The organism is Pseudomonas sp. BNK-7 (assembly GCF_048072025.1).
GTDB lineage: Bacteria > Pseudomonadota > Gammaproteobacteria > Pseudomonadales > Pseudomonadaceae > Aquipseudomonas > Aquipseudomonas danubii.
Genome location: NZ_CP182252.1, coordinates 2,761,445 through 2,787,765 on the forward strand (window position 1 = coordinate 2,761,445; position 26,321 = coordinate 2,787,765).

The 26,321-nt window shown below is 63.1% G+C and carries 20 protein-coding genes; 17 read left to right on the forward strand and 3 right to left on the reverse strand.

The genetic code is table 11. The annotated features are described in order from the left end of the window. Positions 1-14: 14 nt before the first annotated feature. On the reverse strand, positions 15-908 hold the full coding sequence (locus tag ACMGF8_RS12915) for a DMT family transporter (protein WP_102861658.1): 894 nt from the start codon (positions 906-908) through the stop codon (positions 15-17). A 249-nt stretch (positions 909-1,157) separates the two neighbouring features. Here ACMGF8_RS12915 and aceK point away from each other — a divergent pair, with 249 nt between their 5' ends. The 17 genes from aceK (at position 1,158) to argS (ending at position 24,496) form a co-directional block, all read left to right on the forward strand. Further along, complete coding sequence (gene aceK / locus ACMGF8_RS12920) at positions 1,158-2,879, forward strand: bifunctional isocitrate dehydrogenase kinase/phosphatase (protein ID WP_207167239.1); 1,722 nt, start codon at positions 1,158-1,160, stop codon at positions 2,877-2,879. A gap of 132 nt (positions 2,880-3,011) precedes the next feature. Next, a complete protein-coding gene (gene hrpA, locus ACMGF8_RS12925; protein WP_115581816.1) occupies positions 3,012-6,923 on the forward strand; it encodes an ATP-dependent RNA helicase HrpA in 3,912 nt (1,303 codons plus the stop codon). Between the two features lie 293 nt (positions 6,924-7,216). Next, a complete protein-coding gene (locus ACMGF8_RS12930) occupies positions 7,217-8,338 on the forward strand; it encodes a beta-ketoacyl-ACP synthase III (protein ID WP_102861661.1) in 1,122 nt (373 codons plus the stop codon). A gap of 80 nt (positions 8,339-8,418) precedes the next feature. Next, a complete protein-coding gene (locus ACMGF8_RS12935; RefSeq protein ID WP_102861662.1) occupies positions 8,419-9,033 on the forward strand; it encodes an RNA polymerase sigma factor in 615 nt (204 codons plus the stop codon). Next, a complete protein-coding gene (locus ACMGF8_RS12940) occupies positions 9,027-9,260 on the forward strand; it encodes an anti-sigma factor family protein (protein ID WP_102861663.1) in 234 nt (77 codons plus the stop codon). Before ACMGF8_RS12935 ends, ACMGF8_RS12940 begins: the two co-directional genes overlap by 7 nt. A 295-nt stretch (positions 9,261-9,555) precedes the next feature. Further along, the gene (locus tag ACMGF8_RS12945; RefSeq protein WP_110595114.1) at positions 9,556-10,890 is read left to right on the forward strand and encodes an OprO/OprP family phosphate-selective porin; all 1,335 of its coding nucleotides are present in this window, start codon (positions 9,556-9,558) and stop codon (positions 10,888-10,890) included. A 659-nt stretch (positions 10,891-11,549) separates the two neighbouring features. Beyond that, entirely contained in the window at positions 11,550-12,551 is a 1,002-nt protein-coding gene (dmpG, locus tag ACMGF8_RS12950; protein WP_102861665.1) for a 4-hydroxy-2-oxovalerate aldolase, read from the forward strand. Between the two features lie 36 nt (positions 12,552-12,587). Further along, the gene (locus tag ACMGF8_RS12955; RefSeq protein WP_102861666.1) at positions 12,588-13,445 is read left to right on the forward strand and encodes an acetaldehyde dehydrogenase (acetylating); all 858 of its coding nucleotides are present in this window, start codon (positions 12,588-12,590) and stop codon (positions 13,443-13,445) included. A 41-nt stretch (positions 13,446-13,486) separates the two neighbouring features. Next, positions 13,487-15,643 (forward strand): carbamoyltransferase C-terminal domain-containing protein, encoded by a 2,157-nt coding sequence (locus ACMGF8_RS12960; protein WP_207167240.1) that lies wholly within the window; start codon positions 13,487-13,489, stop codon positions 15,641-15,643. Positions 15,644-15,677: 34 nt separating this feature from the next. Continuing rightward, positions 15,678-16,901: an aminotransferase class I/II-fold pyridoxal phosphate-dependent enzyme gene (locus ACMGF8_RS12965; RefSeq protein WP_102861668.1), complete on the forward strand. Its 1,224-nt coding sequence runs from the start codon at positions 15,678-15,680 to the stop codon at positions 16,899-16,901. A 28-nt stretch (positions 16,902-16,929) separates the two neighbouring features. Further along, complete coding sequence (locus ACMGF8_RS12970) at positions 16,930-17,793, forward strand: HpcH/HpaI aldolase/citrate lyase family protein (RefSeq protein ID WP_123393369.1); 864 nt, start codon at positions 16,930-16,932, stop codon at positions 17,791-17,793. After that, the gene (locus tag ACMGF8_RS12975) at positions 17,790-18,317 is read left to right on the forward strand and encodes a MaoC family dehydratase (RefSeq protein ID WP_207816244.1); all 528 of its coding nucleotides are present in this window, start codon (positions 17,790-17,792) and stop codon (positions 18,315-18,317) included. Before ACMGF8_RS12970 ends, ACMGF8_RS12975 begins: the two co-directional genes overlap by 4 nt. Continuing rightward, a complete protein-coding gene (locus ACMGF8_RS12980; RefSeq protein ID WP_102861671.1) occupies positions 18,314-19,303 on the forward strand; it encodes an ornithine cyclodeaminase family protein in 990 nt (329 codons plus the stop codon). Before ACMGF8_RS12975 ends, ACMGF8_RS12980 begins: the two co-directional genes overlap by 4 nt. A 41-nt stretch (positions 19,304-19,344) precedes the next feature. Then, entirely contained in the window at positions 19,345-20,112 is a 768-nt protein-coding gene (locus tag ACMGF8_RS12985; protein WP_102861672.1) for an SDR family NAD(P)-dependent oxidoreductase, read from the forward strand. A gap of 49 nt (positions 20,113-20,161) precedes the next feature. Beyond that, the gene (locus ACMGF8_RS12990) at positions 20,162-21,475 is read left to right on the forward strand and encodes a hypothetical protein (protein WP_416759849.1); all 1,314 of its coding nucleotides are present in this window, start codon (positions 20,162-20,164) and stop codon (positions 21,473-21,475) included. Positions 21,476-21,526: 51 nt separating this feature from the next. Then, complete coding sequence (locus ACMGF8_RS12995; RefSeq protein ID WP_102861674.1) at positions 21,527-22,729, forward strand: MDR family MFS transporter; 1,203 nt, start codon at positions 21,527-21,529, stop codon at positions 22,727-22,729. Between the two features lie 54 nt (positions 22,730-22,783). After that, positions 22,784-24,496, forward strand: coding sequence for an arginine--tRNA ligase (argS, locus tag ACMGF8_RS13000; protein WP_102861675.1), 1,713 nt, complete (start codon positions 22,784-22,786; stop codon positions 24,494-24,496). Positions 24,497-24,547: 51 nt separating this feature from the next. Here argS and ACMGF8_RS13005 read toward each other — a convergent pair whose 3' ends face one another. Both ACMGF8_RS13005 and ACMGF8_RS13010 read right to left on the reverse strand, forming a co-directional pair. After that, positions 24,548-24,949, reverse strand: a complete 402-nt coding sequence (locus ACMGF8_RS13005) for a DUF4440 domain-containing protein (RefSeq protein ID WP_207167243.1) — start codon at positions 24,947-24,949, stop codon at positions 24,548-24,550. Continuing rightward, positions 24,930-26,297 carry an MFS transporter gene (locus tag ACMGF8_RS13010; protein ID WP_416759852.1) on the reverse strand — a complete coding sequence of 456 codons (1,368 nt, stop codon included), beginning with the start codon at positions 26,295-26,297 and terminating at the stop codon, positions 24,930-24,932. The genes ACMGF8_RS13005 and ACMGF8_RS13010 overlap by 20 nt, the downstream gene beginning before the upstream one ends. Positions 26,298-26,321: the final 24 nt, after the last annotated feature.

Consider the following 26,321-nt stretch of genomic DNA (forward strand, 5'->3'; position numbering starts at 1 on the left):
AACCAGGCAGTGCTTCAGGCCGCCGATTTTGCCCCGGGCCGCAGCACCAGCCACAGGGCGGCGCCAATCAGCGCGCCGCCATACAGATGCGCCATGGACAGCGGCTCATCCAGCAACAAGGCCCCCCACAACACGCCGAACGGCGGAATCATGAAGGTCACGGTCATTGATCGCACCGGACCGATGGCGCTGAGCAGCCGGAAATACAGCACATAGGCAAACGCCGTGCAGCCCAGCCCCAAGCCCAGCAGCGACAGCCACACGCTCCAGCCACCCCAACTGGCCGGCGGCTGGCTGATGGCGTTGTAGGCGAACAGGGGCAACAGCAGCAGGGTGGCACCGAGCATGCTGCCCAGCGCCGAGAGGCGACTGTCCAGGCCGCCGGCCTGATCCAGCCAGCGCCGCGCGAGGAAGCCGGCAAAGCCGTAGCAGGTGGTGGCCATCAGGCAGGACAGGGCGCCCAGCAGCAGTTCATGGTCGAAGGCCACAGGGCCGGCACGGGTCAGGATGCCGACGCCGAACAGGCCCAGGCAGACGCCGGCGATCTTGCTCAGGCTCAGCCGCTCATGAAAGAACAGCCCGCCGATCAACACCCCCATCAAGGGCGTGGTGGCATTGAAGATCGCCGAGTAGCCGGCAGGCAGCACCTGGGCTGCCACCGAATACATCGTTGCCGGTATGCCTGAGTTGATCACACCGAGCAGCAACACGGTCTTGAGCTTGCCGCGAAAACTCCAGTCGACCCGCATCAGCGCCAGCATGACCAGCAGCCCGAGCGCGGCAATCGACACCCGGAAAAACGCCGTGGGTACGCTGCCCAGCACCGGGGCGATGATGCGCATGAACAAAAAGCTAGCGCCCCAGATGGCGGCCAGCGACAACAGACGCAGGAGATCGACAAGTCTCACGCAAGGATCCTTCGGTTTGAGGGCGGGGATCTTGCCCAGCGCTGGCGGGCATAGCAAACCTTATTGGTGCACAGGGCGAAGAAACCCGGCACTGGGTTTGTTTTGTCCCATGATCCGCCACACAAGCCTGGGGAGCAGGGCGACTGCCGGGTCATTTTCCGGCGTACGCTTGATCACAAAAATACGCTTCTCCTCAAGCCGTTTCACTGGCTAAGCTCTGGCATCGTAAATTCCCGCAGAGGTCTACTTATGCCGCAGCCATGGCCCGCCGCCGATATCGCTCGAATGATCCTCGATGGCTTCGACGACTACCGCGAGCATTTCCGCCAGATCACCGACGGCGCCCGGCAACGCTTCGAGCAGGCGCAATGGCAGGAAGCGCAGAGGGCCTCGGCGGCGCGGATCAACCTGTATGAGGAAAAGGTCGGGGAAACCGTGGCCCGGTTGCACCAGTCCTTCAGCGACGATGCGTTGATGGATGTCGGCCAGTGGCCCCTGGTGAAAAGCGCCTACATCAGCCTGATCGACCTGCGTTTTGACGATGAGCTGTCCGAGACCTGGTACAACTCGATCTTCTGCGGGCTGTTCAGCCATGACCTGATCAGCGACGGCTGCATGTTCATCCACACCACCCGGCCCAGCCTGCGCCGGGCCCGGGCCGCGCAGACCCGCAGCTACCACCCCAAGGGCAACCTGCCGGCGATGCTCGAACAGGTGTTCGCCGACTACCGCTTCAGCGAGGACTATGCCGACCTGCCGGGGGACCTGCGGCGCCTGGAGGCGCAACTGCGGGAGAACCTGCCGGACTGGGTGTGCAAGGACCCTGAGTTGACCCTGGAGCTGTTCTCCTCGGTGCTCTACCGCAACAAGGGCGCTTACCTGGTGGGGCGTATCTTCACCCACGAAGAACAGTGGCCCCTGGTGATCCCGCTGCTGCATCGTGAAGGCCGGGGCATCCAGATCGATGCGCTGATCACCGACGAAGCCGATGTCTCGATCATCTTCTCCTTCACCCGCTCGTATTTCATGGTGGATGTGCCGGTGCCGGCGGAGTTCATCGGCTTTCTCAAGCGCATCCTGCCGGGCAAGCACATCGCCGAGCTGTACACCTCCATCGGCTTCTACAAGCACGGCAAGTCGGAGTTCTACCGCGCCCTGATCAACCACCTGGCCAGCACCGACGACCGTTTCATCATGGCTCCCGGTGTGCGCGGCATGGTCATGAGCGTGTTCACCCTGCCGGGCTTCAATACCGTGTTCAAGATCATCAAGGACCGCTTCTCGCCGTCGAAGAACGTCGACCGGGCCACGGTGATCGAGAAGTACCGATTGGTGAAAAGCGTCGACCGGGTCGGGCGCATGGCTGATACCCAGGAGTTCGCCGATTTCCGCTTCCCCCTGAGCAAGTTCGATCCGGCCTGCCTTGAGGAACTGTTGGAAGTGGCGCCGTCCACCGTGGCCGTGGAAGACCAGACCGTGCTGATCCGCCACTGCTGGACCGAGCGCCGCATGACCCCGCTCAACCTCTACCTGGAGCACGCCAACCCGGATCAGGTCCGCGAGGCCCTGGAGGACTACGGCCTGGCGATCAAGCAACTGGCGGCAGCCAATATCTTCCCTGGTGACATGCTGCTGAAAAACTTCGGCGTGACCCGTCACGGCCGGGTGGTGTTCTACGACTACGACGAGATCTGCTACCTCACCGAAGCCAACTTCCGTCACATTCCGGCGCCCCGTACACCGGAAGACGAGATGGCTTCCGAGCCCTGGTATTCCATCGGCCCCCACGACGTGTTCCCCGAGGAGTTCCCGCCGTTCCTGTTCGCCGATGCCGGCCAGCGCAAGCTGTTCGACCAGTTGCACGGCGAGCTGTACAACGCCGACTACTGGAAGGGCCTGCAGGACGCCATCCGCGCCGGCAAGATCATCGATGTCTTCCCTTACCGGCGCAAAGGCCTGGAAGACGAATAAAAGTGCAGGAGCCGGCGTGCCAGCGAAGGTGCTCGTGAGGACGCCTTCGCCGGCACGCCGGCTCCTACGTATTGCCTGCGCTTTTCTGCGACAATCGCGCCCTGCCTACATAGACGATATTTTGCGTACCTGATGACTTCCGAATCGCCTGCAATCGACCAACTGTTGAAAAACCTCGATCAAGCCATGCTCGCCGACCGCCACCGGTTGCGCCGGCAGTTGCTTGAACTGCGCAAGAAGCCCGACGAGGCCAAGCTCGCCCAGTGGCTGGAGCGGATGCAGGCGTCGTGCAACCTGGTGACGGCGCGGCGCGACAGCGTGCCGCCGATTCGCTATGACGACAGCCTGCCGATTGCCGCCAAGCGCGATGAGATCAAGGAGGCGCTGCTCAAGCATCAGGTGCTGATCATTGCCGGTGAGACCGGCTCGGGCAAAACCACCCAGTTGCCGAAGATCTGCCTGGAAATCGGTCGCGGCCAGCACGGTCTGATCGGCCATACCCAGCCCCGGCGGATCGCTGCCCGCAGTGTCGCCAGCCGAGTGGCCGAAGAACTGGCCACGCCCCTCGGGTCGCTGGTGGGTTACCAGGTGCGTTTCGAGGATCAGAGCGACTCCAGCACCCTGATCAAGTTGATGACCGACGGCATCCTGCTGGCGGAAACCCAGAACGACCGTTACCTGGAGCGCTACGACACGATCATCGTCGACGAGGCCCACGAGCGCAGTCTGAACATCGACTTCCTCCTCGGTTACCTCAAGACCCTGTTGCCACGGCGTCCGGACCTGAAGGTCATCATCACCTCGGCCACCATCGACCTGGAGCGCTTCTCCAAGCACTTCGATAACGCGCCGATCGTCGAAGTCTCTGGCCGCACCTTTCCGGTGGAAACCTGGTATCGCCCCCTGACCCTGGAGCAGGACGAGGAGGGCAACCGGGTCGAGGACGACCTGACGGTGGACCAGGCGATCCTCGCCACCCTGGATGAAATCGCCGCCTACGAGCGCAGCGAGCGGCGCAGCCCCGGAGACGTGCTGGTGTTCCTGCCGGGGGAGCGGGAAATTCGCGACGCCGCGGATATGCTGCGCAAGGCTCAGCTCAAGCACACCGAGATCCTGCCGCTGTACGCGCGCCTGTCGCCGGCGGAACAGCAGCGGATCTTCCAGTCCCACCCGGGCCGGCGGGTGGTGCTGGCGACCAACGTTGCGGAAACCTCGCTGACCGTGCCGGGCATTCGCTATGTGATCGACAGCGGCACTGCACGCATCAGCCGCTACAGCTACCGGGCCAAGGTCCAGCGCCTGCCCATCGAGGCGGTGTCCCAGGCCAGCGCCAACCAGCGTAAAGGCCGCTGTGGCCGGGTCGAGCCGGGGATCTGCGTGCGCCTGTACAGCGAGGAGGATTTCCTCGGCCGGCCGGAGTTCACCGATCCGGAAATCCTGCGTACCAACCTGGCGGCGGTGATCCTGCAGATGCTCCATCTGCGCCTGGGGGAAATCACCGCGTTCCCGTTTATCGAGCCGCCGGATGGCAAGGCCATCAGCGACGGTTTCAACCTGCTGCAAGAACTCTCGGCGGTGGACCGCAACAGTCAGTTGACGCCTCTGGGCCGGCAACTGGCGCGGCTGCCGGTGGACCCGCGCATGGGCCGCATGCTGCTGGAAGCGGCGAAACTCGGCAGCCTGCAGGAAGTGCTGATCGTCGCCAGTGCCATGTCGATCCAGGACCCTCGCGAACGTCCGCCGGAGCGCCAGCAGGCCGCCGACCAGGCCCATGCACAGTGGAAGGACGTGGATTCGGACTTCGCCGGGCTGGTCAATCTGTGGCGCGGCTTTGAAGAGCAGCGCCAGGCCCTGACCGCCAGCCCGCTGCGCAACTGGTGCCGCAAGAACTTCCTGAATTACCTGCGCCTGCGGGAGTGGCGCGACTCGCACCGGCAGCTGAGCCTGATCTGCCGCGACCTGCAACTGAGCCTGAACAAGGAACCGGCGGACTACCCGAAACTGCACAAGGCAGTACTGGTGGGCCTGCTGAGCCAGATCGGCCAGAAGACCGAAGACGGCGATTATCTGGGAGCTCGTCAGCGACGTTTCTGGATTCATCCGTCCTCGGGCCTGGGCAAGAAACGCCCGCAATGGCTGATGACCGCCGAGCTGGTGGAGACCACCAAGCTCTATGCGCGCATGGTGGCCAAGATCGAGCCGGACTGGATCGAGCCCCTGGCCGGCCACCTGGTGAAGAAGAACCACTTCGAACCCCATTGGGAAAAGAAGCGTGGCCAGGTGGTGGCCTACGAGCAGATCACCCTGTTCGGGCTGATCGTGGTCGGCCGTCGGCCGGTGCATTACGGTCCGGTGGACCCGGTGGTGTCTCGCGAGCTGTTTATCCGCGAGGCCCTGGTGCGCGGTGAGATTCAGTCCAAGGCCAAGTGCCTGACTGCCAATACCCAATTGCTGGAACAGCTCGACGCCCTGGAAGCCAAGGCCCGGCGCCGGGACATCCTGGCGGACGAGGAAACCCTGTTCGCCTTCTACGACGAGCGCCTGCCGGCGGAGATCCACCAGACCGCGACCTTCGACAGTTGGTACCGGGTCCACAGCCAGAAGAACCCGCAGCTGTTGATCATGCGCGAGGAAGACGTGCTGGCCCGCGAGGCCAGCGAGGTCACTGCCAAGCAGTACCCGGACACCCTGCATATTGGCGATCTGGAACTGGCCCTGAGTTATCACTTCGAGCCCAACCATCCCCGCGACGGCGTGACCTTGCGGGTGCCGGCGCCCCTGCTGCCGGCGCTGCCCGCCGAACGCCTGGAGTGGTTGGTGCCGGGGCTGATCGAGGCCAAGTGCATCGCCCTGGTGCGCAACCTGCCCAAGGCCCTGCGCAAAAACTTCGTGCCAGTGCCGGACTTCGTCAAGGCGGCCTTGCAGCGCATGGTCTTCGCCGAAGGCTCGTTGCCCCAGGCCCTGGGCCGCGAACTGTTGCGCATGACCGGTGCCCGGGTCAGCGACGAGGCCTGGAGCGAGGCCGCGCAGCAGGTGGAGAGCCACCTGCGGATGAACCTGGAAATCGTCGACGCCCAGGGCAAGTTCCTCGGTGAAGGTCGCGACCTGGCCGAACTGACCGCGCGTTTTGCCGAAGCCAGTCAGGCCGCCCTGGCGGTGCCGCAAACCGCCAAGAGCCAGCAACCGGTGGAGGCCCGTGTGTTTGCCGCGGTCGCGGAAAAGACCCAGCAGAAGATCGCCGGACTGTCGATGACGGTGTACCCGGCCCTGGTGGAAGAGGCGGGGACGGTCAAGGAAGGGCGTTTCTCCACCGCCGCCGAGGCCGAATTCCAGCATCGCCGGGCCCTGCAGCGCCTGCTGTTGCAGCAATTGGCCGAACCGGCCAAGTTCCTGCGCGGCAAGCTGCCGGGGCTGACTGAGCTGGGCCTGCTGTACCGTGAACTGGGCCGGGTCGATGCCCTGGTGGAGGACATCCTCCTGGCCAGCCTCGACAGTTGCATCCTCGACGGCGAAGCCACGCTGCCTCGCGATGGCGCGGGCCTGGCGTCCCTGGCCGAGCGCAAGCGCGGCGCCTGGACCGAGCACGCCGAGCGTCTGGCGCGCCTGACCCTGGAGATTCTCAAGCTCTGGCACGGCCTGCAAAAACGCTTCAAGGGCAAGATCGACCTGGCCCAGGCGGTGGCCCTCAACGACATCAAGTCGCAGTTGGCGAATCTGGTGTACCCGGGCTTTGTCCGGGAAACCCCGGCCCTGTGGCTCAAGGAACTGCCGCGCTACCTCAAGGCGGTGGAACTGCGTTTCGAGAAGCTCGGCAGCCAGCTGCAGAAGGATCGGGTCTGGAGCACCGAACTGGCGGGCCTGTGGAGCCAGTACCAGACCCGGGCGCAGAAGCATGCCCAGGAAGGCAAGCGCGACCCGCAACTGGAGCTGTATCGCTGGTGGCTGGAGGAATACCGGGTGTCCTTGTTTGCCCAGCAACTGGGGACCAAGGTGCCGATTTCCGACAAGCGCCTGAACAAGCAGTGGAGCCAGGTCGAAGCCTGAGCCCCTGCAGGCGCCGGCTCCCCAGCTAAGGTGTCTGCGTGGGCAACGCAAGGCGCCAAGGCCCCTTCGCCGGCAAGCCGGCGCCCACCGGGCACACTGCAATTGCGGCGAAATGCCGGTGTTTATGGCAAACTCCGCCGTCATAAATACCGGCCCTGTTGTTCTGTACCCCAGGCAAACGGGCGGATCGGAATAAAGCGATGCCAGGAAGGCTCCCACCAGCGGGGCAGTCCGTTTATGGTTTGGCACGGCGGTGCCAAGACCTTCTGCCTCATCACACTAGAGGAACGACCGTGCATAACGTCGTCATCAGCGGCACCGGCCTGTTTACCCCGGCCAACAGCATTTCCAACGAAGAGCTGGTGGAATCTTTCAATGCCTACGTCCACCAGTTCAACAGCGACAACGCCGCGGCCATCGAGCGGGGCGAGGTGCAGGCCCTGACCGAATCCAACGCCGCTTTCATTGAAAAGGCCTCGGGGATCAAAAGTCGCTTCGTCATGGACAAGGACGGCATCCTCGACCCGCAACGCATGGCCCCGCGCCTGCCGGAACGTTCCAACGACGAATGGTCGGTGCTTTGCCAGATGGCGGTCGCCGCCGCCGAACAGGCCCTGCAACGGGCCGGCAAGACCGCCGCCGACATCGACGGGGTGATCGTTGCCTGTTCCAACCTGCAGCGTGCCTATCCGGCCATCGCCATCGAAGTCCAGGCCGCCCTGGGCATCCAGGGCTTCGGCTTTGACATGAACGTGGCCTGTTCTTCGGCGACCTTCGGCATCCAGGCTGCCTGCAACAGCGTGCAACTGGGTCAGGCCCGGGCCATCCTTATGGTCAACCCGGAAGTCTGCACCGGACACCTGAACTTCCGTGACCGCGACAGCCACTTCATCTTCGGCGACGCCGCCACCGCGGTGATCATCGAGCGGGCCGACCTCGCCACCTCGGCCCAGCAGTTCGAGATCGTCAGCACCAAGTTGCTGACCCAGTTCTCCAACAACATCCGCAACAACTTCGGTTTCCTCAACCGCGCGGCGGAAGAGGGCATAGGTGCCCGGGACAAGCTGTTCGTCCAGGAAGGCCGCAAGGTGTTCCGTGACGTTTGCCCGATGGTGGCCGAACTGATCGCGGCCCACCTGGAAGAAAACCAGCTCAATGTCGGCGACGTGAAGCGCTTCTGGCTGCACCAGGCCAACCTGAGCATGAACCACCTGATCGTCAAGAAACTCCTGGGCCGTGAAGCCACGGTGGAAGAGGCCCCGGTGATTCTCGACACTTACGCCAACACCAGTTCGGCCGGCTCGGTGATTGCCTTCCACAAGTACCAGGACGACCTGGCCAGCGGCTCCCTGGCCGTGCTCAGTTCCTTCGGCGCCGGCTACTCCATCGGCAGCGTACTGCTGCGCAAGCGTTGATCTAGGCTGATGTGGGTGTGGCGCAGGGCCGGGTTGGCGCGTCACACCCTCTCAAACCTGCATGATTGAACGAGGCACGAATGGCTGCTGCTGATGACACGCAACTGCTAGAGCGCCTTTTGGCGGGTGAGCAAAAGGCATACAAGGAACTGGTCAGTACCTACCAGAGCGCTATGCGCGCGGTGGCTTACGCCATTGTCGGCAACCGCCATGCCGATGAAGTGGTACAGGACGCCTGGTTGTCGGTGGTGCGCAATCTGTCAGGGTTTCAGGGGCGTTCCAGCCTCAAGACCTGGCTGCTGACCATCACGTCCAACGCGGCCAAGGGCCGTTACAAACAGAATCGCCGGGAAGTCCTGCTGGATGACTTGCCCGCCCCCCACGGCACTGTGGGCGATGAGCGTTTCTCTTCCAGCGATGGCCACTGGCTGGTGGCGCCCTTCGCCTGGCACGAAGACACCCCGGAGGCCCTGCTGACCGAGTCCGAGCTGCGAGACTGTCTGGAGCACACCCTGCTCAGCCTCTCGGAACTGCAAAGCAGCGTCCTGCTGTTGCGCGAACGCCAGGGTTTGGAACTGGAAGAAATCTGTAATCTTTTGGGGCTCACGCTCTCCAATGTACGGGTGCTGTTGCACCGGGCGCGTTTGAAAGTCTTCGCCACCGTGGAGCATTTTGAGGAAACCGGCCAATGCTGACCTGTAAGGAACAAGTGGCACGTTCCAGCGACTACCTGGACGGCCAGCTGAGTTTTCGCGAGCGCCTGATGGTTCGCCATCATCTGCTGTTCTGCCCCAATTGCCGGCGTTTCATTCGTCAGATGCGCCTGCTCCAGGCCACGTTGCGGGTGCTTCCCGAACCGCCTCTGGAAGGTCTGGACGAACTGGCCGAACGCCTGGCTGCCGAGCACAAGCGCGACCTCTGACCTTTGCCCCCATGCGGATGCCGCCGTGCATCCGCATCTGTCATCAATCGGTCATCCGATCGAAGGTGACAGCTCTGTAATGTCCCCCCATTCCCCCGCAAACCCTGGCGAAAGCGCTCTAGCACGGGCTTTTTGCCTTATTGCATTTCGAAGTAAAAAAGTTCCCCTGTAATTAAATCTTTATCTATCAGCAACCCGGCTGAAATAACCCATCGCCAAGATTCCCACCCAACACCAGCGGGCCAACCCCGCGTGTTTTCCAACGCTACAGACCACCAATTAGGGGAACTCTTCGATGATCCGTAAGCACTTCGCCGGTTTTGCCGCCAGCGCCCTGGCCCTGGCAGTAACCGCCCAGGCTTTCGCTGGCACCGTCACCACCGACGGCGCCGATATCGTAGTCAAAACCAAGGGCGGCCTTGAGGTTGCTACCACCGACTCCGCATTCAGCTTCAAGCTGGGCGGTCGTCTGCAAGCCGACTATGGCCGTTTCGACGGGTTCTACACCAAGAATGGTGATACCGGCGACGGCGCCTACTTCCGCCGCGCCTATCTGGAATTGGGCGGCACCGCCTACAAGGATTGGAAATACCAGATCAGCTACGACTTCTCCCACAACTCGGGCACCGCCGATGACGGTTACTTCGACGAGGCGTCCATCTCTTATGTGGGCTTCAAGCCGGTGACCATTCGCGCCGGTCGTTTCGACGCCGACTTTGGTCTGGAGAAGGCCACCAGCTCCAAGTGGGTTACCTCCATGGAGCGTAACGCCGCCTATGAGCTGGCCGACTGGATCAACTCCCACGAGAACGGCATGGGGCTGCAGGTCAGCTCGGTGGTGGCCGACATGGCTTACCTGTCCGGCAGCGTCTCGGCCAAGGACATCAACGACAGCGATGGCGACAGCGTCAAGCAGCTCAATGCCCGTGCCGTGTTTGCACCGCTGCATGAAACCGGCAACGTCCTGCACTTCGGCCTGGACTTCGCCAGCCGCGATCTGGGCGATACCGCCTTCGACTCGCGGATTCGTCCTCGCCTGGGCGTGCGTGGCATCGCCACCAACGGCGGCAACGATGCCGGCGCCAACGGCAACCGCGCTACCTTCGGCGGTGGTGTCGGCCTGAACGCCTCGAACCTGACGACAGCAGGCGCTTATGACAATGACCGAGTGTTCGGCGGCGAGTTCGCCTTCGCCAGTGGCCCGTTCTCGGCCCAGGCGGAATACCTGACTCGCAAGCTCAAAGCCGACAGCAACGCTTACAAGGACGTCAAGGCCAACGGTTTCTACGGCCAACTGGCCTACACCCTGACCGGCGAATCCCGGGTCTACAAACTCGATGGCGCCAAGTTCGACACCATCAAGCCGGAAAACAAGCAGTACGGTGCCTGGGAAGTGTTCTACCGCTACGACAACATCAAGGTTGATGACAAGAACATCGTCGCCGCCACCGCTACCCGTGAGGTTGGCGATGCCAAGGCCAACATGAACACCATCGGGGTCAACTGGTACGCCAACGAGGCGATCAAGGTGTCCGCCAACTACATCAAGGTCAGCACCGACAAGATCAGCAACAGCGTTGGCGATGACAGTGGCGACGCCCTGGTGGCTCGCGTGCAGTACGTGTTCTAAGGCTGTTGCAACATCCAGGTAGAGCTCTTTCTCATCCGTTATAGCTCCTCTCGTTTTGACCCCGCTGCGGCGGGGTTTTTTTTTGCCCGAATACGGCAATACGCTGTTTTTGGAGTGAAGGTCATAGCGATCGAAGGACGCTAGTTAGCCCCTTGGCAGGCGTCAAATTTAAAAAATAAATAGCCTCTGGATAGTTCCCGCCGAGTTTATTTTCGCTGTTGAAATCCGCCATCAATCGCTCTCGCTACAGCCGTTGGCGAAAGTGCTCATGGGCCAGTCGATACGGGGCAATGGTGGATGAGGCGAGGGCGTCGATACGGTTTTTTTCTGGATTGATTTTTTTTCTTAAAAAATATTACGGTTTTTTAGAATGAAATTAGTGCGGTTGACAGCCTCGGAATGGCTATGGAAGTATCAAAGAAGATTGCAGGTAAACGTTTGTAAAGTTACCTGGAAGATACAGTTCTACACGGAGTTTTGTAGAGCTGGCCAGGCTGATTGTTGTCAGGGAAGTTAGAGCTTTAACCGATTGTTAATACGCTGGTGGCCGGCGCTGAGTTGTTTGGTCATGCCCCGGCCCGATAAGCCCTTCAAGGAAGTGAAGGGTGGGGCAGAGTAATTAAGTACCCCTGTACCGGGGGTCGCAAGGGATTGCTGACATGACGAAAGTTGAACTTTACGACCCGACACTTCGGGACGGTAATCATGCGCTCGGGCACCGACTTGGCCTGGAGGACATCAGTGCCTATTGCCGCGCCGTGGATGCCTGTGGGCTCTATTGCGTGGAGGTCGGTCATGGCAACGGCCTGGGTGCTTCGTCCCTGCAGTTGGGGCTGGCTCCCCACAGTGATGAAGCGATGCTGAGCACCGCTCGGGAAGCCTTGCAGCAGACCCGCCTGGGGATTCATGCGATTCCCGGGTTCGCCAGGATCGATCATCTGCACATGGCCATCGAGCAGGGTGTGGATGTGCTGCGCATCGCCTGCCATTGCACCGAGGCCGATATCACCGCGCGCTACATCGACTTCGTCAAGTCACGGGGCGCCGAGGCCCAGGGCGTGCTGATGATGACCCACATGGCCAGTGCCCGGACCCTGCTGGAGCAGGCCCGACTGCAGGTCAGCTACGGCGCCGATGCCATTGTGCTGATGGATTCCGCCGGGGCCTACATGGAGCAGGACGCCTTTGAAAAGGTTTCGCTGCTGGCCCAGGAGTTGCCAGTGCCCATAGGTTTTCACGGGCATAACAACCTGGGGCTGGCGGTGGCCAACAGCCTGAGCGCGGTCAGGGCCGGAGCCCGGTTGCTCGACGGCACCATCAATGGCCTCGGCGCCGGCGCCGGCAATACCCCCCTGGAAGTGTTGTGCGCGGCGCTGATGAAGCTCGGTCTGGTGGACGAGGCTCAGGCCTTTGCCATGATCGTCGCCTCTGAGCAGAGCACGGACCGGATCAAGAGCGCGCAGCCCCATATCAGTGCCATGAACATTGTCAGCGGTTTGTACGGGGTGTTCTCGGGGTTTGAAAAGCCGGTGTTGAAGGCCGCACACCAACATGGTGTCGCGGCGCTGGATATATATCGCGTGCTGGGCAAAAGAAAAGTAGTGGCAGGTCAGGAAGACCTGATTATTGAAGTTGCGATGAATCTGGCCAAGGCGCTGTGAATTCAACTGACTTCCCATAAGCAAGGAGAGCGCTTTATGGTACTTAGAGTCGCGATATTAGGCAGCGGTAATATTGGCTGTGATCTTTTGTTGAAGGTCATGCGCAGTTCTTATTTGCGCTGTGATTATTTTATTGGGCGCAATCAACAGTCGGCGGGGCTGGACTATGCCGCAAAACTGGGAGTGCGTTGTGATCATCGCGGTATTGATAAGTTAGTTGAACATCTGGATGAAGTTGATGTGGTGTTCGATGCCAGCAGTGCCCAGGCCCATGTGCAACATGCCCAGGTGTTGGAGGGGCAGGGCAAGTTGCTGATCAACCTGACTCCGGCCGATACCGGCGTCTGGTGTGTGCCCACGATCAATTCAAGCACGTTGCGGGATGTAGAGAACCTCAACATGGTCACCTGCGGTGGCCAGGCCTCCCTGCCGATCGTGCACGCGCTGCGGCGCACCGGTCAGCACCTGGACTACGTGGAGGCGGTGTCGTCGATTTCCGCCCGCAGTGCCGGCGCTGCAACCCGGCTGAATGTGAACGAGTACCTGTGCACCACGGAGAAGGCCCTCAAGCATTTCTCCGGCGCCCCGAGCGTCAAGTCGATCCTCAACATCAATCCGGCCGATCCGCCGGTGGACATGCAGACCACGGTCTTCGCCCTGATAGACAAACCGGACATGGCCGAGCTGCGGCACAGTGTCCGCGTGATGCTCGATCAGGTGCGCCAGTACATGCCCGGCTACTCGCTGATCATGGAACCCAGCCTGATCGACGGCAAAGTGGTGACCATGGTCCGGGCCAGGGGGGCAGGGGACTACTTGCCGGCCTATGCGGGCAATCTGGACATCATCACCAGTGCGGCAGTCCGGGCCGCCGAAGATCGTTGCCGGAACTGAACCCAGGACGGGTTCGAGGTTTATCTCAGGAGAGTGTCGACATGACCAGGGTATACGGAACCTACGGGCCGAAGCTCAAGCGCCTGCCCGAGTGGGTCAAGCGCGTGACCGACTTTGTCTACGAGAAGTTGGGCCGGCGGCAGCATTTCTACAGCGGTGAAAGCGCCTTCGCCCAGGAGCGCGGAGCGGAGTTCGCCCGGCGTCTGGCCCAGGGCGAGAGCCTGTACCTGCTAGGGGTCGGTCCCTTCGGGCACAACACCGGCGTGGCCCTGATCAAGGTCAGCGCCAAGGATGGCATCCACATCATTGCCAACAACGAGGAGGAGCGCTTCAGCGCAGAAAAACACTCCAACAAGTTTCCCCAGCACAGCCTGGCAGAGATCCGCCTGATCATGGCCAGCCGCAACATCAGCGCGCAGGACATCTTCTGCATTCTTGGCAGTTGGGACTACATCCGCGCCCTGGGCTTTGACCTGAAGATCATCTTCGAGCACGCCCCCAGCAGCCTGACCCTGCTCAACCCGCGGCACGACCCGAATTTCAACCTCAGCCACCTGGTCAAGGGCCTGGGGGCGCCCAAGCGAATCTCCCAGAGCCTGGGCCTGGAAACCACCCAGCCGCTGATCGGCATGCATCACCACAACAACCATGCCTACCTGGCCTATGCCCTGTCGCCGTTCGCCCGGGAGCCTGAGCCGGTGATCCTCACCGTGCTCGACGGCACTGGCGACAACGGTGCCATCTCGTTGTACGAAGTCCGCGACGGCCAGGTCATCTGTCACCGGCAAAACCAGAGCACCATCGACTCCCTGGGCTACCTGTACGGCTACATCAGCTCGACCCAGGGCGGCTGGAGTTTCCTCAGCTCCGAAGGGCGCTACATGGGCGCCGCAGCCTGGGGCAATGCCAGCCGCCTGACCAACCCCTATTACAAGCGCCTGCGGCAGATCCTGTACTTCGCCGAGGAAGGCAACATCCACGTCAACCGGACCATGGTCAACTGGCACATCAAGAGCCACACCGAGCCCTATGGCCAGCCGCTGATCGACATCCTCGGCGCGCCCATCGCTCCGGGGGACATGTGGAACCCGGACAGCGTGCTCAGCGTCGACGACATCGAGCATTCGGACATCACCCAGGATCGGGTCGACAAGGCCCAGGCCCTGCAACTGGTGTTCGAGGACGCGCTGTTCCATATCGTCGATCACCTGATCCGCAAGACCTGTGCCCACAAGCTGGTGCTCACCGGCGGCACGGCGCTCAATTGCATTGCCAACATGCATCTGGTGCAGCACTTCAATCGCGACTACTTCCAGCGCTACCTGGGCCAGGACCAGTGCCTGAAGATCTGGGTGCCGCCGATCCCCAGCGACTGCGGTGTGGCCCTGGGCGCGGCGATACAGTTCGCCATGCGCAATGGCGCCGACGCGCGCAACGATTTCGCCAGCCCGTACCTGTGTGGCCTGGCACCGTCCACGGCGCAGATCCAGCGCGCAGTGATCGAGGAGCAGGGGGTCGAAGCCCGCAAGATCGGCTCTCTGAACCAGGCCGATTCCCTGACCGAGGTGGCGCGCTTCATGGCCAGCCTGGTGTGCAACAACGCCGTGATCGGGGTGTTCCAGGGGCCGGCGGAAACCGGTCCGCGGGCCTTGGGCAATCGCAGCATCCTGGCCAACCCGTGCAATCCCAACACCCTGGAACTGCTCAACTCGAAAGTGAAGTTCCGGGAGAAGATCCGGCCGCTGGCGCCCATGGTCACCCTGGAAGAAGCCCATCGGCTGTTCGAGCTCGATGAAGGGGCCAAGACCGACGACTACTCGGCCTACAACTACATGGTGCTCACCGCCCGGGCGCGCCCCGAGGCCCGCAGCCGGGTTCCGGCGGTGGTCCATGTGGACGGCACCAGTCGCCTGCAGATCGTGCGCCAGTCCCTCAACCCGCTGATCCACGCCTACCTCAAGCAGATGGGGAAACACTGCGGGGTCGAGGCCTCGGTGAACACTTCGCTGAACGTCGGCAGCCCGATCGCCCAGACCCCGGCCCATGCCCTGCAGACCCTCAAGCGGGCCAAGGGCATGGACGCGCTGATCATGGTCGGCGCCAGTGGCGACATCTTCGCGGTGTGGAAAACCGACAGCGACTTCAAGCGGCGGCTAGCGGTGTTCGAAGCCCAGGCCCTCGACGTCATGCCTACCTGACAGGCACCTATTCACTCGAATTCCGGAGAGCATCATGACCGACAACACTCAGCCTCAGGCCACCAACAAGTACCGCAACAACCTCAAGGCCTTCGATTACGGCAACCAGTTCTGGGACGAATCCGAACGCAACGGCCTGGCGGGCATCGTCGCCAACCTGGTGGGGGACGGCAGCCTGGAAACCGCTGATGGCCATCGTTTCATCAACGTCAGTTGCTGTTCCTACCTGGACCTGGATTCCCATCCGAGCATTGTCCAGGGCGCCATCGACGCCTTGCATCGCTATGGCGTGCTGGATCACTGCATTTCCCGGATTCGCATCCAGATTCCGGCGCTGCTGGAGCTGGAGGCGTCGCTCTCGCAGCTGTTCGAGGCCAAGGTGATTACCGCTATTTCCGCCGGCGCGGCCACGGCGGGCATCCTCCCGCTGCTGGCGTCCGGGCATCTGACCCAGGGCGTGCGCCCGGTGATGGCCTTCGACAAGTTCGCGCACTTTTCCATGAGCCTGTACAAGCCGGTGTGCGGCGATGAGACCGAGGTGTTCACCATCGGCCACAACGACATGAACGCCCTGGAAGACCTGTGCCGCAAGTACCGCAAGGTCGCCTATGTCGCCGACGGCACCTACAGCATGGGCGGCCACGCGGCCCTCGGGGACTTGCTGACCCTGCAGGAAAAGTACGGCCTGTTCCTCTACCTGGACGATTCACACTCGCTGTCCATCGTCGGTCGCCACGGCGAGGGCTATGTGCGCTCGCACATCGATCAGGTCAATGAAAACACCATCATCGTCGCCACCCTGAACAAGGCGTTCGGCACCAGTGGCGCAGCCATCATGTTCGGCCCCAAGGGCAAGCAGGTGGAGGACATCCTGACCCGTTTCGGCGGGCCGATGGCCTGGTCGCAGCCGATGAACACCGCGGCCATCGGCGCCTCCCTGGCGTCTGCCGAGCTGCATCGCGGCCCGGAGCTGGCGCTGCGGCAGAACGCCCTGTCGCGCAACATCCAGCTGTTCGACGAGTTCATCCGCACCGAGCAGGCCGGCAATGCCTTTCCGATCCGCCTGGTGCAGTTGCCCAACGACCAGGTGATCCGCAGCGGTCGGCTGCTGTTCGAAAACGGCTTCTATGTGTCGCCGGTGTTCTTCCCCATCGTGGCCAAGGACAACGCCGGGCTGCGGGTCATGTTGCGCTCCACCATCAGCGAGGAGCAGGTGCTGTCCATGTGCGAACTGCTGCGTGGCTGCATCGAGTCCTGAACCCATCCATTGCTGCGAGTGTCCGGTTATGCAAACCCGTGGTTATTCAGTTGCCCCCATTCCCCGGTTGCCCCGTTCGATCCTCTACACCCCGGCCTTCAACCTCGAACGGCTGCAAGGCGCTCGGGAGGCGGGGGCCGATGTCTGTCTGATCGATCTGGAAGACTCGGTGCCCCCAGCCAGGAAAGCCCTGGCCCGGGAGCATTGTCTGCAATTGCTCAAGGCTCCGGCGTCGGCGTCCCGGGTGGCGGTGCGGATCAACGAACTGCGCTCGCCCCAAGGCCTGCTGGACCTTGAGGCCTTCATCCGCCATGGCCTGGCGCCGGACATCGTGATGCTGACCATGGTCCGCGATGCCTGCGAACTGGAGATCGTGCGTGCCCAGCTCAGCGAGCTGCAGCACCCGGTGGAGCTGTACGTCACCGTGGAGACCCTGGAGGCCATCGATGCCATCGACCCGATTGCCAGCCAGTGCTCGGGGCTGGTGTTCGGCTCGGCGGACTTTGCGGCCGAGCTGGGGGTGGAAATCGGTTGGGAAAACATGCTCTACGCCCGCCAGCGCATCGCCAACGCAGCGGCGCGCTACGACATCGCCGCCATCGACACCGCCTGCTATCACCTGGACGACCCGCAGCTGCTGCTGCAGGAAAGCCGGGCGGTCAAGGCCCTGGGATTCCATGGCAAGGCCATCGTCCACCCGCGCCAGCTGGCCACGGTCATGGAGGTGTTCAGCCCCAGCCCCGGCGAGCTGGAACGGGCCCGGGAGATCCTGCGTCGGGCGGAGCACAGCCAGGGCGAAATCTTCACCCTGGATGGCGACATGATCGGTCCTCCATTCATCAAGAAGGCCCGCAAGCTGCTGAACAATTTTACCCAGGAGCCACATCCATGATCGCGACCCTGCAACGGCTGGACAACGGTGAGTACCTGGAGTCGCCGGGGATGTTCTTCGAGGACTTCAAGCCCGGCGACGTGATTCGTCACTGGCCCGGGCGCACCGTGCTGGAAACCGACAACACCTGGCTGACCCTGCTGTCGATGAACCATCACCCGCTGCACTTCGACCAGGAGTACGCCAAGGACACGGAGTTCGGCAAGGTCCTGGTCAACAGCGTGGTGACCTTCGCCATCATCAATGGCATGTCGGTGCAGACCATGAGCTTTCGCACCCTGGCCAACCTGGGCTGGGATCAGGTGCGGCTGTCGGCCCCGGTGTTCATCGGCGACACCCTCTACGCCAAGTCGAAGGTCCTGGCCATCCGCCCCAGCCGTTCACGGCCGGGGCAGGGGATCGCCACCATCGAGACCGAAGGCTTCAAGGCCGATGGCAGTGTGGTGCTCAGTTACCAGCGTTCATTCCTGGTGCCCCGGCGCGAGCCTCTGGCCCTGCCCGCGGTCGAACAGGAGGTGCCATGAATTTTCTCAGCCTCGATCGCCAGGCCATGGCTCGGGCACTGTCCATGGGCGAGGCCATCGAGGCCCTGCGCCAGGCCCTGGCACCGGCCATGGCGGACGGTGTGCAAGTGCCGCCACGAACCATCATGACCCTGGGCGACAGTGCCGAGAGCAACCAAGTGCTGGTGATGCCGGCGGCCCTGCCCTTGGCCCAGGCGGTGGCGGTCAAGGTTTCGACCATCACCCCGGACAACCCCCGCCACGGTCGGCCGCTGATCCATGCCCTGGTGATCCTGCTCAGCAGCCAGACCGGGGAAATCCTGGCGCTGATGGAAGGCGCCCATCTGACGGCCCTGCGCACCGGGGCCATGGCCGGGCTGGCCACCGATCTGCTGGCGCGGCCCGCATCCCGGGTGCTGGCGGTGATCGGTGCCGGGGTCCAGGCCCGCAGCCAGATCGAGGCGGTCTGTGCAGTGCGCCCCATCGAACAGCTGTTGCTGCATTCCAGGAGCCTGGACAAGGCCCGGGCCCTGGCGGCCTGGGTCAGCGATCGTGGGTTGTGCCCCCAGGTCATGGTGACCGACAGCGTGGCCCGGGCGGTGTGCATGGCGGACGTGATCTGCACGGCCACTTCCACTGCCAGCGCCGAGCCGCTGGTGCGGGCGGCGGATGTGCGCCCCGGGACCCACATCAATGCCATCGGCGGGGTCGATGAAATGGCCTGCGAGATCGATCCGCTGCTGCTGGGACAGGCGGCGGTGTACGTCGAGGAACGCGATGCCGCTCTGCGTGAGGCCGGCGAGCTGATTCAAAGCCTGCGCCTGGGGGTGCTGATGCCCGGGGATGTGCAGGAAATCGCCAGCCTGCTGGGCGGCTCCGTCGTCCCGCGAGGCACCGCCAGCAGCCTGTTCAAGTCAGTGGGCACGGCGATTCAGGATGTGGCGGTGGCGGCAGCCCTGCTGCGCTCGGCACGGACCAAGGGGCTGGGCACACGCGTCAGCCTCTGAAACCACAGTGCCTGGGGCCCAGGCATGACAAGGATGAATACATGGCAGAACAACGATTGTCCGGCAAGAACGCGCTGATCACCGGCGCCAGTCATGGCATTGGCCAGGCCATCGCCCTGGCCATGGCGCGAGAAGGGGCCAATGTGGCGTTTACCTATCAGCGCGATGAGGCCGCCGCGACCCAGGTGCTGGGTCAACTGCAAGAGTTGGGGGTGAAGTGCCAGGCCTTCCAGGTGGATGCGGGGGAGGCCAGTGCCGCGCCGCAACTGGCCGGTCGAGTCCTTGCCGGGTTCGATGAGCTGCATGTGCTGGTCAACAATGTCGGCATCACCACACGCACGGGGTTTCTCGAAACCAGCGTCGAGGACTACCACAAGGTGATGAATGCCAACCTGCGGTTTCCGTTCTTTCTGACCCAGGCGGTGATCGCCCACATGCTCGAACGGCGGATCGCCGGCAGTGTGATCAACGTGTCTTCCATCAGTGCCTTCAAGGCCATCAGCCAGATGGCCCACTACCAGTCATCCAAGGCCGGGCTGTCGATGCTGTCCAAGAGCCTGGCCTACGAGTTCGCTGCCCAGGGCATCCGGGTCAATACCCTGTCACCCGGACTGACCGCCACCCAGGGCAACCGCAACCAGTGGCACAACGATCCGCAGTTGTGGCGCGAACGGGGCAAGGACATTCCCATGGGCCGTGCCGGCACGCCCCAGGATCACGCCGGCGCGGCGGTGTTTCTGGCCAGTGACGAAGCCGCCTGGGTGACCGGTGCCGACATCGTGATCGATGGCGGCGAAGCGACCCTCTGATCATTCCCACCGAGGGCTTGCCCCTCATTTGCATCAGGAAGCGCGATCCATGAATTTTGAAGAGCTCAATCGCCCGTTGTTCGATGTGTTTGGCCAGCGCAATCCGCAGTTGATCAAGCCCCAGGGATACAAGGCGACCCCCTTTCCCCTGGCCCTGTTTCCCGCCACTGCCTTTCAGGCGGTGGCCGCCGACCTGCGCCTGATCCTGGCGGCGCAGTCGCGGATGCTGGCCCATTTGCTGACCCTGCACAGCCGCGAGCACATCCTCGAATTGTTCAATGTGCCGGTTCAGGTCCGCGACCTGGTGGATTGGTCGCTGCTGGAAAAGGGCGGGCGGCTGATTGGCCGTGCGGACGTTCTGCTGAGCGAGGATGGCCAGTACCAACTGTGCGAACTGAATATCGGCCCGGCCATCGAAGGCCCGCAGTTGCACGAATTCTGCTCGCGTTTTCTGGAGTCGCGAGGGGTGCAGCTCAGTGGCTTCGAACACGGGCAATCGCCCTATGTCGATCTGGCGCGGCTGATCCAGCGCCTGTGCAAGGAGCAGCGGCGCAGTCGGGTGGTGCTCCTGGATCTTCAAGCCTATGACCACTGGGCAGGCGCTTCGGCCTACCAGCCGTTGTTGCGCCATGTGCGTCAGGCCTGTGCGGATCTGGAAGTGGTGCTGATCAAGGAGCATCAGTACCAGGCGCAGTGGTTGAGCGCCGAAGAGGGCGCGCGAACCCTGGTCTATCGCCTGTTCCTGGAGGAGGAGATCGTCGATGGCGGCGATCTGGTGCGGCGTATCTGCGGTTCGGGCGCCTTGCTGCTCAACACCTTTGAAAACTACGTGAGCGGCTGCAAGTCATGGTTCTCGCTGTTTCATGAGCCGGCGCTGCGGGCGGTGCTGGACGCTGAACAGCGCGCCGCCATCGATCGCCGGATACCCATGACGGTGCGGGTCAGTGCGCAAAACCTTGAGGGTTTGCTGCAGCGGCGCCAAGAACTGGTGTTCAAACCCTGCAACTCCACCGGTGGCAAGGGGGTGATCCTCGGTGAGGAAGCCACTGACGAACTGATCCGCGCCTGCGTGGGTCCAAGACCCTGTGAATGGATTGCCCAGGCCACCATCCGCCAGCGCTCCTATGCTTTGCCCCAGGCCTTCTGGAACCAGCCGGTGGAGCAGTTCGTGGTGTTTGGCCTGTACTACATCAATCAGCAGATGTCGGGCCTGTATTTGCGCTGCAACGGTCGCTCCAGGGCGGTCAATGTGCTGTCCGGCGGCATGCCGGGCTGGGCGCTGCCGATCACCGACCAGGAGCAGCGACTGCTGCTGGCGCAACTCAAGACCCAGGAGCCTGAACCGTGCCCGCTAGCGCAATGAACCAGGGCCGGGGAGGACAGGCTCCCCCTGGCGGGAGAAGTGGGCCGGCCCATGATTGAAAGAACCTTCAGCTGGGCGCGCTACGCCACCCTGCCCAGGGAGATCCATGTGGTGCTGTTCGGCACCCTGTTGACCCGTAGCGCGTTCTTCATGATCTGGCCGTTCCTGGCGATCTTCCTGTACCAGGACTATCACCTGGGAGCGACCTTGATCGGCACCCTGCTGGCGGTGGCCATGGTCGGCGGCGCACTGAGCAGTATCTACACCGGCTGGCTCTCGGACCGCTTCGGACGCCGGCGCCTGATTCTGGCGGGCGCCTTGTTGAGCGCGCTGTCGTTCTTGCTGTTCATCGAGGCCGGCTCGGTGTTCTGGTTCGGCGTGGCAGTGGCGGGGGTGAGCATCGGCTGCTCGCTGCTGGAGTCGACCTGCAAAGTGCTGATCGGCGATTACGTGGAGGACCTGCAGTCCCGGGAGCTGGCACTGTATGCCAACTATTTTCTGGTGAACGTCGGCGGCTCCATCGGGCCGTTGATCGGCATGTTGCTGCTGTCCAGCGTGCGCTCCCTGGTGTTCGCCGCCTGCGCCCTGGTGTACACGGTGTTCGGCCTGCTGCTGTGGCGTCTGCTGCGGGACAAGGAGGCCCGAGTGCAGCGACATGCCAGCGCTCCGACCCCCAACTTCCTGGTGGCCTTCGGTGCGGTGCTCAAGCATCGGCGATTTACCCTGCTGATGCTGTGCAACACCGTGGCGGCCTTTGTCTATGCCTCGTTCGACTCGACCCTGCCGCAGTACCTGGCGCGTAGCGAAGTGCAGGACCCGGTGACCCTGCTGGTGATCCTGATCACCCTCAACTCGCTGATTGTGGTCTTTACTCAGTTTCCTCTGTTGCGCTTGCTGGAGGTTTATTCCACTCGCTGCCGGCTGTTCTGGGGCATGGCCCTGATGCTAGCCTCGCAGCTGGTGTTCGCCGGCTCGCCGGTGACGCTGTTCTGGGGGCTGGCGCTGGCCACGCTGCTGTTGAGCGTGGGCGAGTTGATCGTGTTCCCGATCTTCAGCATCGAGGTTGACCGGCTGGCTCAGGAGAGTCTGCGCGGCACCTATTTCGGGGTCTCCAGCCTTTATCGAGTGGGCATTGCGCTGTCGCCGATCTACGGCGGCGCCATGCTCGACCTGGTGGGGGGGCAATGGATGTTCATAGGACTGGCCGCGCTGTGCGGGCTGGTCATGGTGGTACAAAACTACGCCGTCAGGTAAAGGGCAGGGTTGCCGCCTGAGGTTCGAAATCTTCAAGGATGAGGTGTATCCGACATGTCTGTAATGCGCATTCTGGACCAACGTTTCGCGGCCGCCCTCAACGGCCTGGGCGCCACTGACAGTCCGCCGGTGATTCAACTGGCCAGCCGTCCCGAGTTTGGCGACTTCCAGATGAGTGGAGTGATGGCCGCGGCCAAGAAACTGGGCCTGGCGCCGCGCGAGCTGGCCCTGCAACTGGTGGAGCGGGTGGATCTGCGGGGCATCGCCGAGCACCTGCAGATCGCCGGGCCGGGCTTTATCAATATTTCCCTCAGCAAGGACTTCCTGCGTGAACGCCTGGAGCATGCGCTGCTGACCCGCAACCTGGGGGTCGAGCCGCAGCCGGCCAAGCGGGTGATGGTGGAGTACGCTTCGGTCAACCTGGCCAAGGAAATGCACGTCGGGCACCTGCGCGGCAGCATCATTGGCGACGCCCTGGCGCGGATCAATCTGTTCATGGGCCAGGACGTGATCCTGCAGAGTCATGTCGGCGACTGGGGCACTCAGTTCGGCATGCTCCTGGCCTATATGAAAGAGGCCACCGATACCCGCCGGCAGGACTACGAACTGCGGGACCTGAACCGCTTCTACCAACAGGCCAAGCGGCGCTTCGATGAATCGGAGGATTTTGCCCGCCGTGCCCGGGATTATGTGGTCCGGCTGCAACAGGGAGACGCCGAGGTGCTGCGCATGTGGCACACCTTTGTCGAGGTGTCGCTGTCCCACTCCCTGGATATCTTCCAGCGCCTGGGCCTGTTGCTCAAACAGTCGGACATCCGTGGCGAGAGTTTCTACAACGATGACCTGCAGCCCCTGGTCCAGGCCCTGCAGGACAAGGGCCTGCTGACCGAAAGCCAGGGAGCCAGGGTGGTGATGCTGGCGGAGTACGCCAACAAGGAGGGCCAGGAGGCGGCCTTTATCGTGCAGAAGCAGGGCGGTGGCTTTCTCTATGCCACCACGGACCTGGCGGCGATCCGTTTTCGCATTCGCCAGCTCAAGCTCGACCGCTGCCTGTATGTGGTGGATGTGCGTCAGTCCCTGCATTTCCAGCAGTTGTTCCTGGTGGCGCGCAAGGCCGGCTTCCTGCCGCCCCAGGCGGATTTCGAGCATGTCAGCCATGGCACGATCAAGGGCGCCGATGGCAAGCCGTTGAAGACCAAGTCCGGCGAGTCGGTCAAGCTCGATGCGTTGCTGACCGAGGCGGTGGAGCGGGCCGAGGTGCTGATCGCCGCGAAGAACAACGGGCTGGACCCCGAGGCCCGTCGACACGTGGCCCGGGTGGTGGGCATCGGCGCGCTGAAGTACGCCGACCTGTCCCGTCATCGCAACACCGACTATGTGTTCGACTGGGACGCGATGCTGTCCTTCGAGGGCAATACCGCGCCTTACCTGCAATACGCCTACACCCGGGCCAACCGCGTGCTGACCCGGGCCGGGAGCGTCAAGGAGCAAGGCCTGCAGATCATCGAGCCCCATGAACACAGCCTGGCCATCGAGCTGCTGCGTTTCGAGGATGTGATGTTGCAAGTGCTGCGCGAAAGCCTGCCCCACGTGCTGTGTGCCTATCTGTACGGGCTGGCCACGGCATTTTCGCGTTTCTACGAGTCCTGCCCGGTGATTGCTGACGAGCGTGTCGATGGTTCGCGGCTGAAACTCTGTGAACTGACTGCCCGCACCCTGAAGGAGGGCCTGGGGCTGCTGGGGATCGAGGTGGTCGACACCATGTGATGCCCAGAGCATGGCCGAGGCGGGGCGCGTGCCGCGCCTCGGGCAAAGGGCTCAGGGGCAGGCGGTTTCGTGCAGGTACAGCCACTGCACCGCATCGTCCTGGACCCGGATGATCGCCAGTGACAGGCGCGAGGTCTGGCTCTGGTCCAGGCAATGGGTTTCCTTGTAGCGGATCGCCGCGCTGTGGCCTTCCTGCCACAGGCAGTGCAGATCGCTGACGATGATCTCCAGCCCGGCGCGGGTGCCCAGGGCACCGCGAAACAGCTGCTCCACCTGTGCCCGGCCAACCAGGGCGCCGCTGGTGGTCACCATCTGGAAATCCTCGGCGAACAACGGCAGCAGTTGCTCGATGCAGGCCGCGCCATCCCCCCGTTGATCGGTGAAGACGCGGTGAATCAGTTGATGAATCCAGTGCACGCTGTGCTGTGCCTGTTTAACGATCGAGTTGGGCATGGGAGGCCTTTTGTGGAGTGAGTCTGCCGAGGGCCGGCAAGGAAAGCAGGCCGGCCAGGGCGGCCAGCAGCAGGGTCAGGTGATAGGCCGCGACAGCGTCCAGGTACCTGAGCAGGAGGTTGTAGAGCATCAGCAACAAGGCCGCGCCAAGGCTGAAGGCCAGCTGCCGGTTGATGTTCCAGATCACGCTGGCCTTGTGCGTGTCGCTGCCGCTGAAGTCCAGCAGGGCGGTGGTCTGGGCGGTGTTGGCACCGGCGCCGCCGCCAAGGCCCATCAGCAGGTAGGCCAGCATGATCAGCGGCAGGTCGGATGTCGCGTTGACCCAACACAAGGTGGCGATGCCGGCGCTGTGCAGCACCAGGGCGATGGCGAAGAGCCGCGGGGCGCCGATGCGGTGGTAGTAATGCCCGCAGGCCAGCATCGCCAGCAGGGCGCCGGCGGCATACAGCAGCATGAACATGCCGCTGTGTTGCGCGCTCAGGTGCAGGCTGTCCTGCAGAAAGAACAGGCTCAGCAGGTTGACGCCGGTGAAGACTCCGGGAATCGCGTGGTAGATGCCCACCGACAGGCCGAGGCGGGGATTGCTCAGCAGGTGCAGATCGACGATGGGCTGTGGGCAAGCCTGGCAGTGCCTGCGGTACAGCGCGGCCAACAGCAGGCCGGCCGCGAGGCACAGCAGGGCCTGATGGGCCGGGTAGCCGCTGCCGTACAGCGACATGCCCAGCAGCAGGCTGCCCAGGCTGGCGCTCACCAGCAGCAGGCCGCGCAGGTCCGGTCGGGCCGGATGCGCTGTGCGTTCGCTGCGGACCCAGCGCCAGGACAGCAGCGCCGCCAGCAAGGACAGCGGCAGGCTGGCGAAGAACACCCAGCGCCAGGAACTGTGGTCGACGATTGCACCACCCAGGGTCGGCGAGAGTGCCGGGGCCAGCAGTGCCACGGCCATGATCAGGGTCGAGATGCGCGCGCGTTGCGGGCCCTGGAACAGGTTGAAGGTCAGGGCTTGCCCCAGGGGAATCAGCAGGCCGCCGGCCATGCCCTGCACCAGTCGCCAGAACACCAGCCACCTGAAGTCGTCGGCCAGCCCGCAGAGCAGGGCCGCGCCACTGAACAGCAGCATCGAGGCGCTGAGGATCTCCCGGCTGCCGAAGCGTCCTGCCAGCCAGGTGCTGATGGGAATCACCAGGGTCAGGCCGAGAATGTAGGCGTTGGCCACCCAGGCCACGCTGGCGCTGGAGACCTGCCAGTGCGCGGCGATGCTCGGCAGGGCCACCGCCGACATGAAGATGTTCACGCAGTCGATAAAGAACCCGAGAAGAAATACCACCGCCACTTTGTATCTGTAGGTCATGCCGCCTCCGTTTTGCCCGCAGCT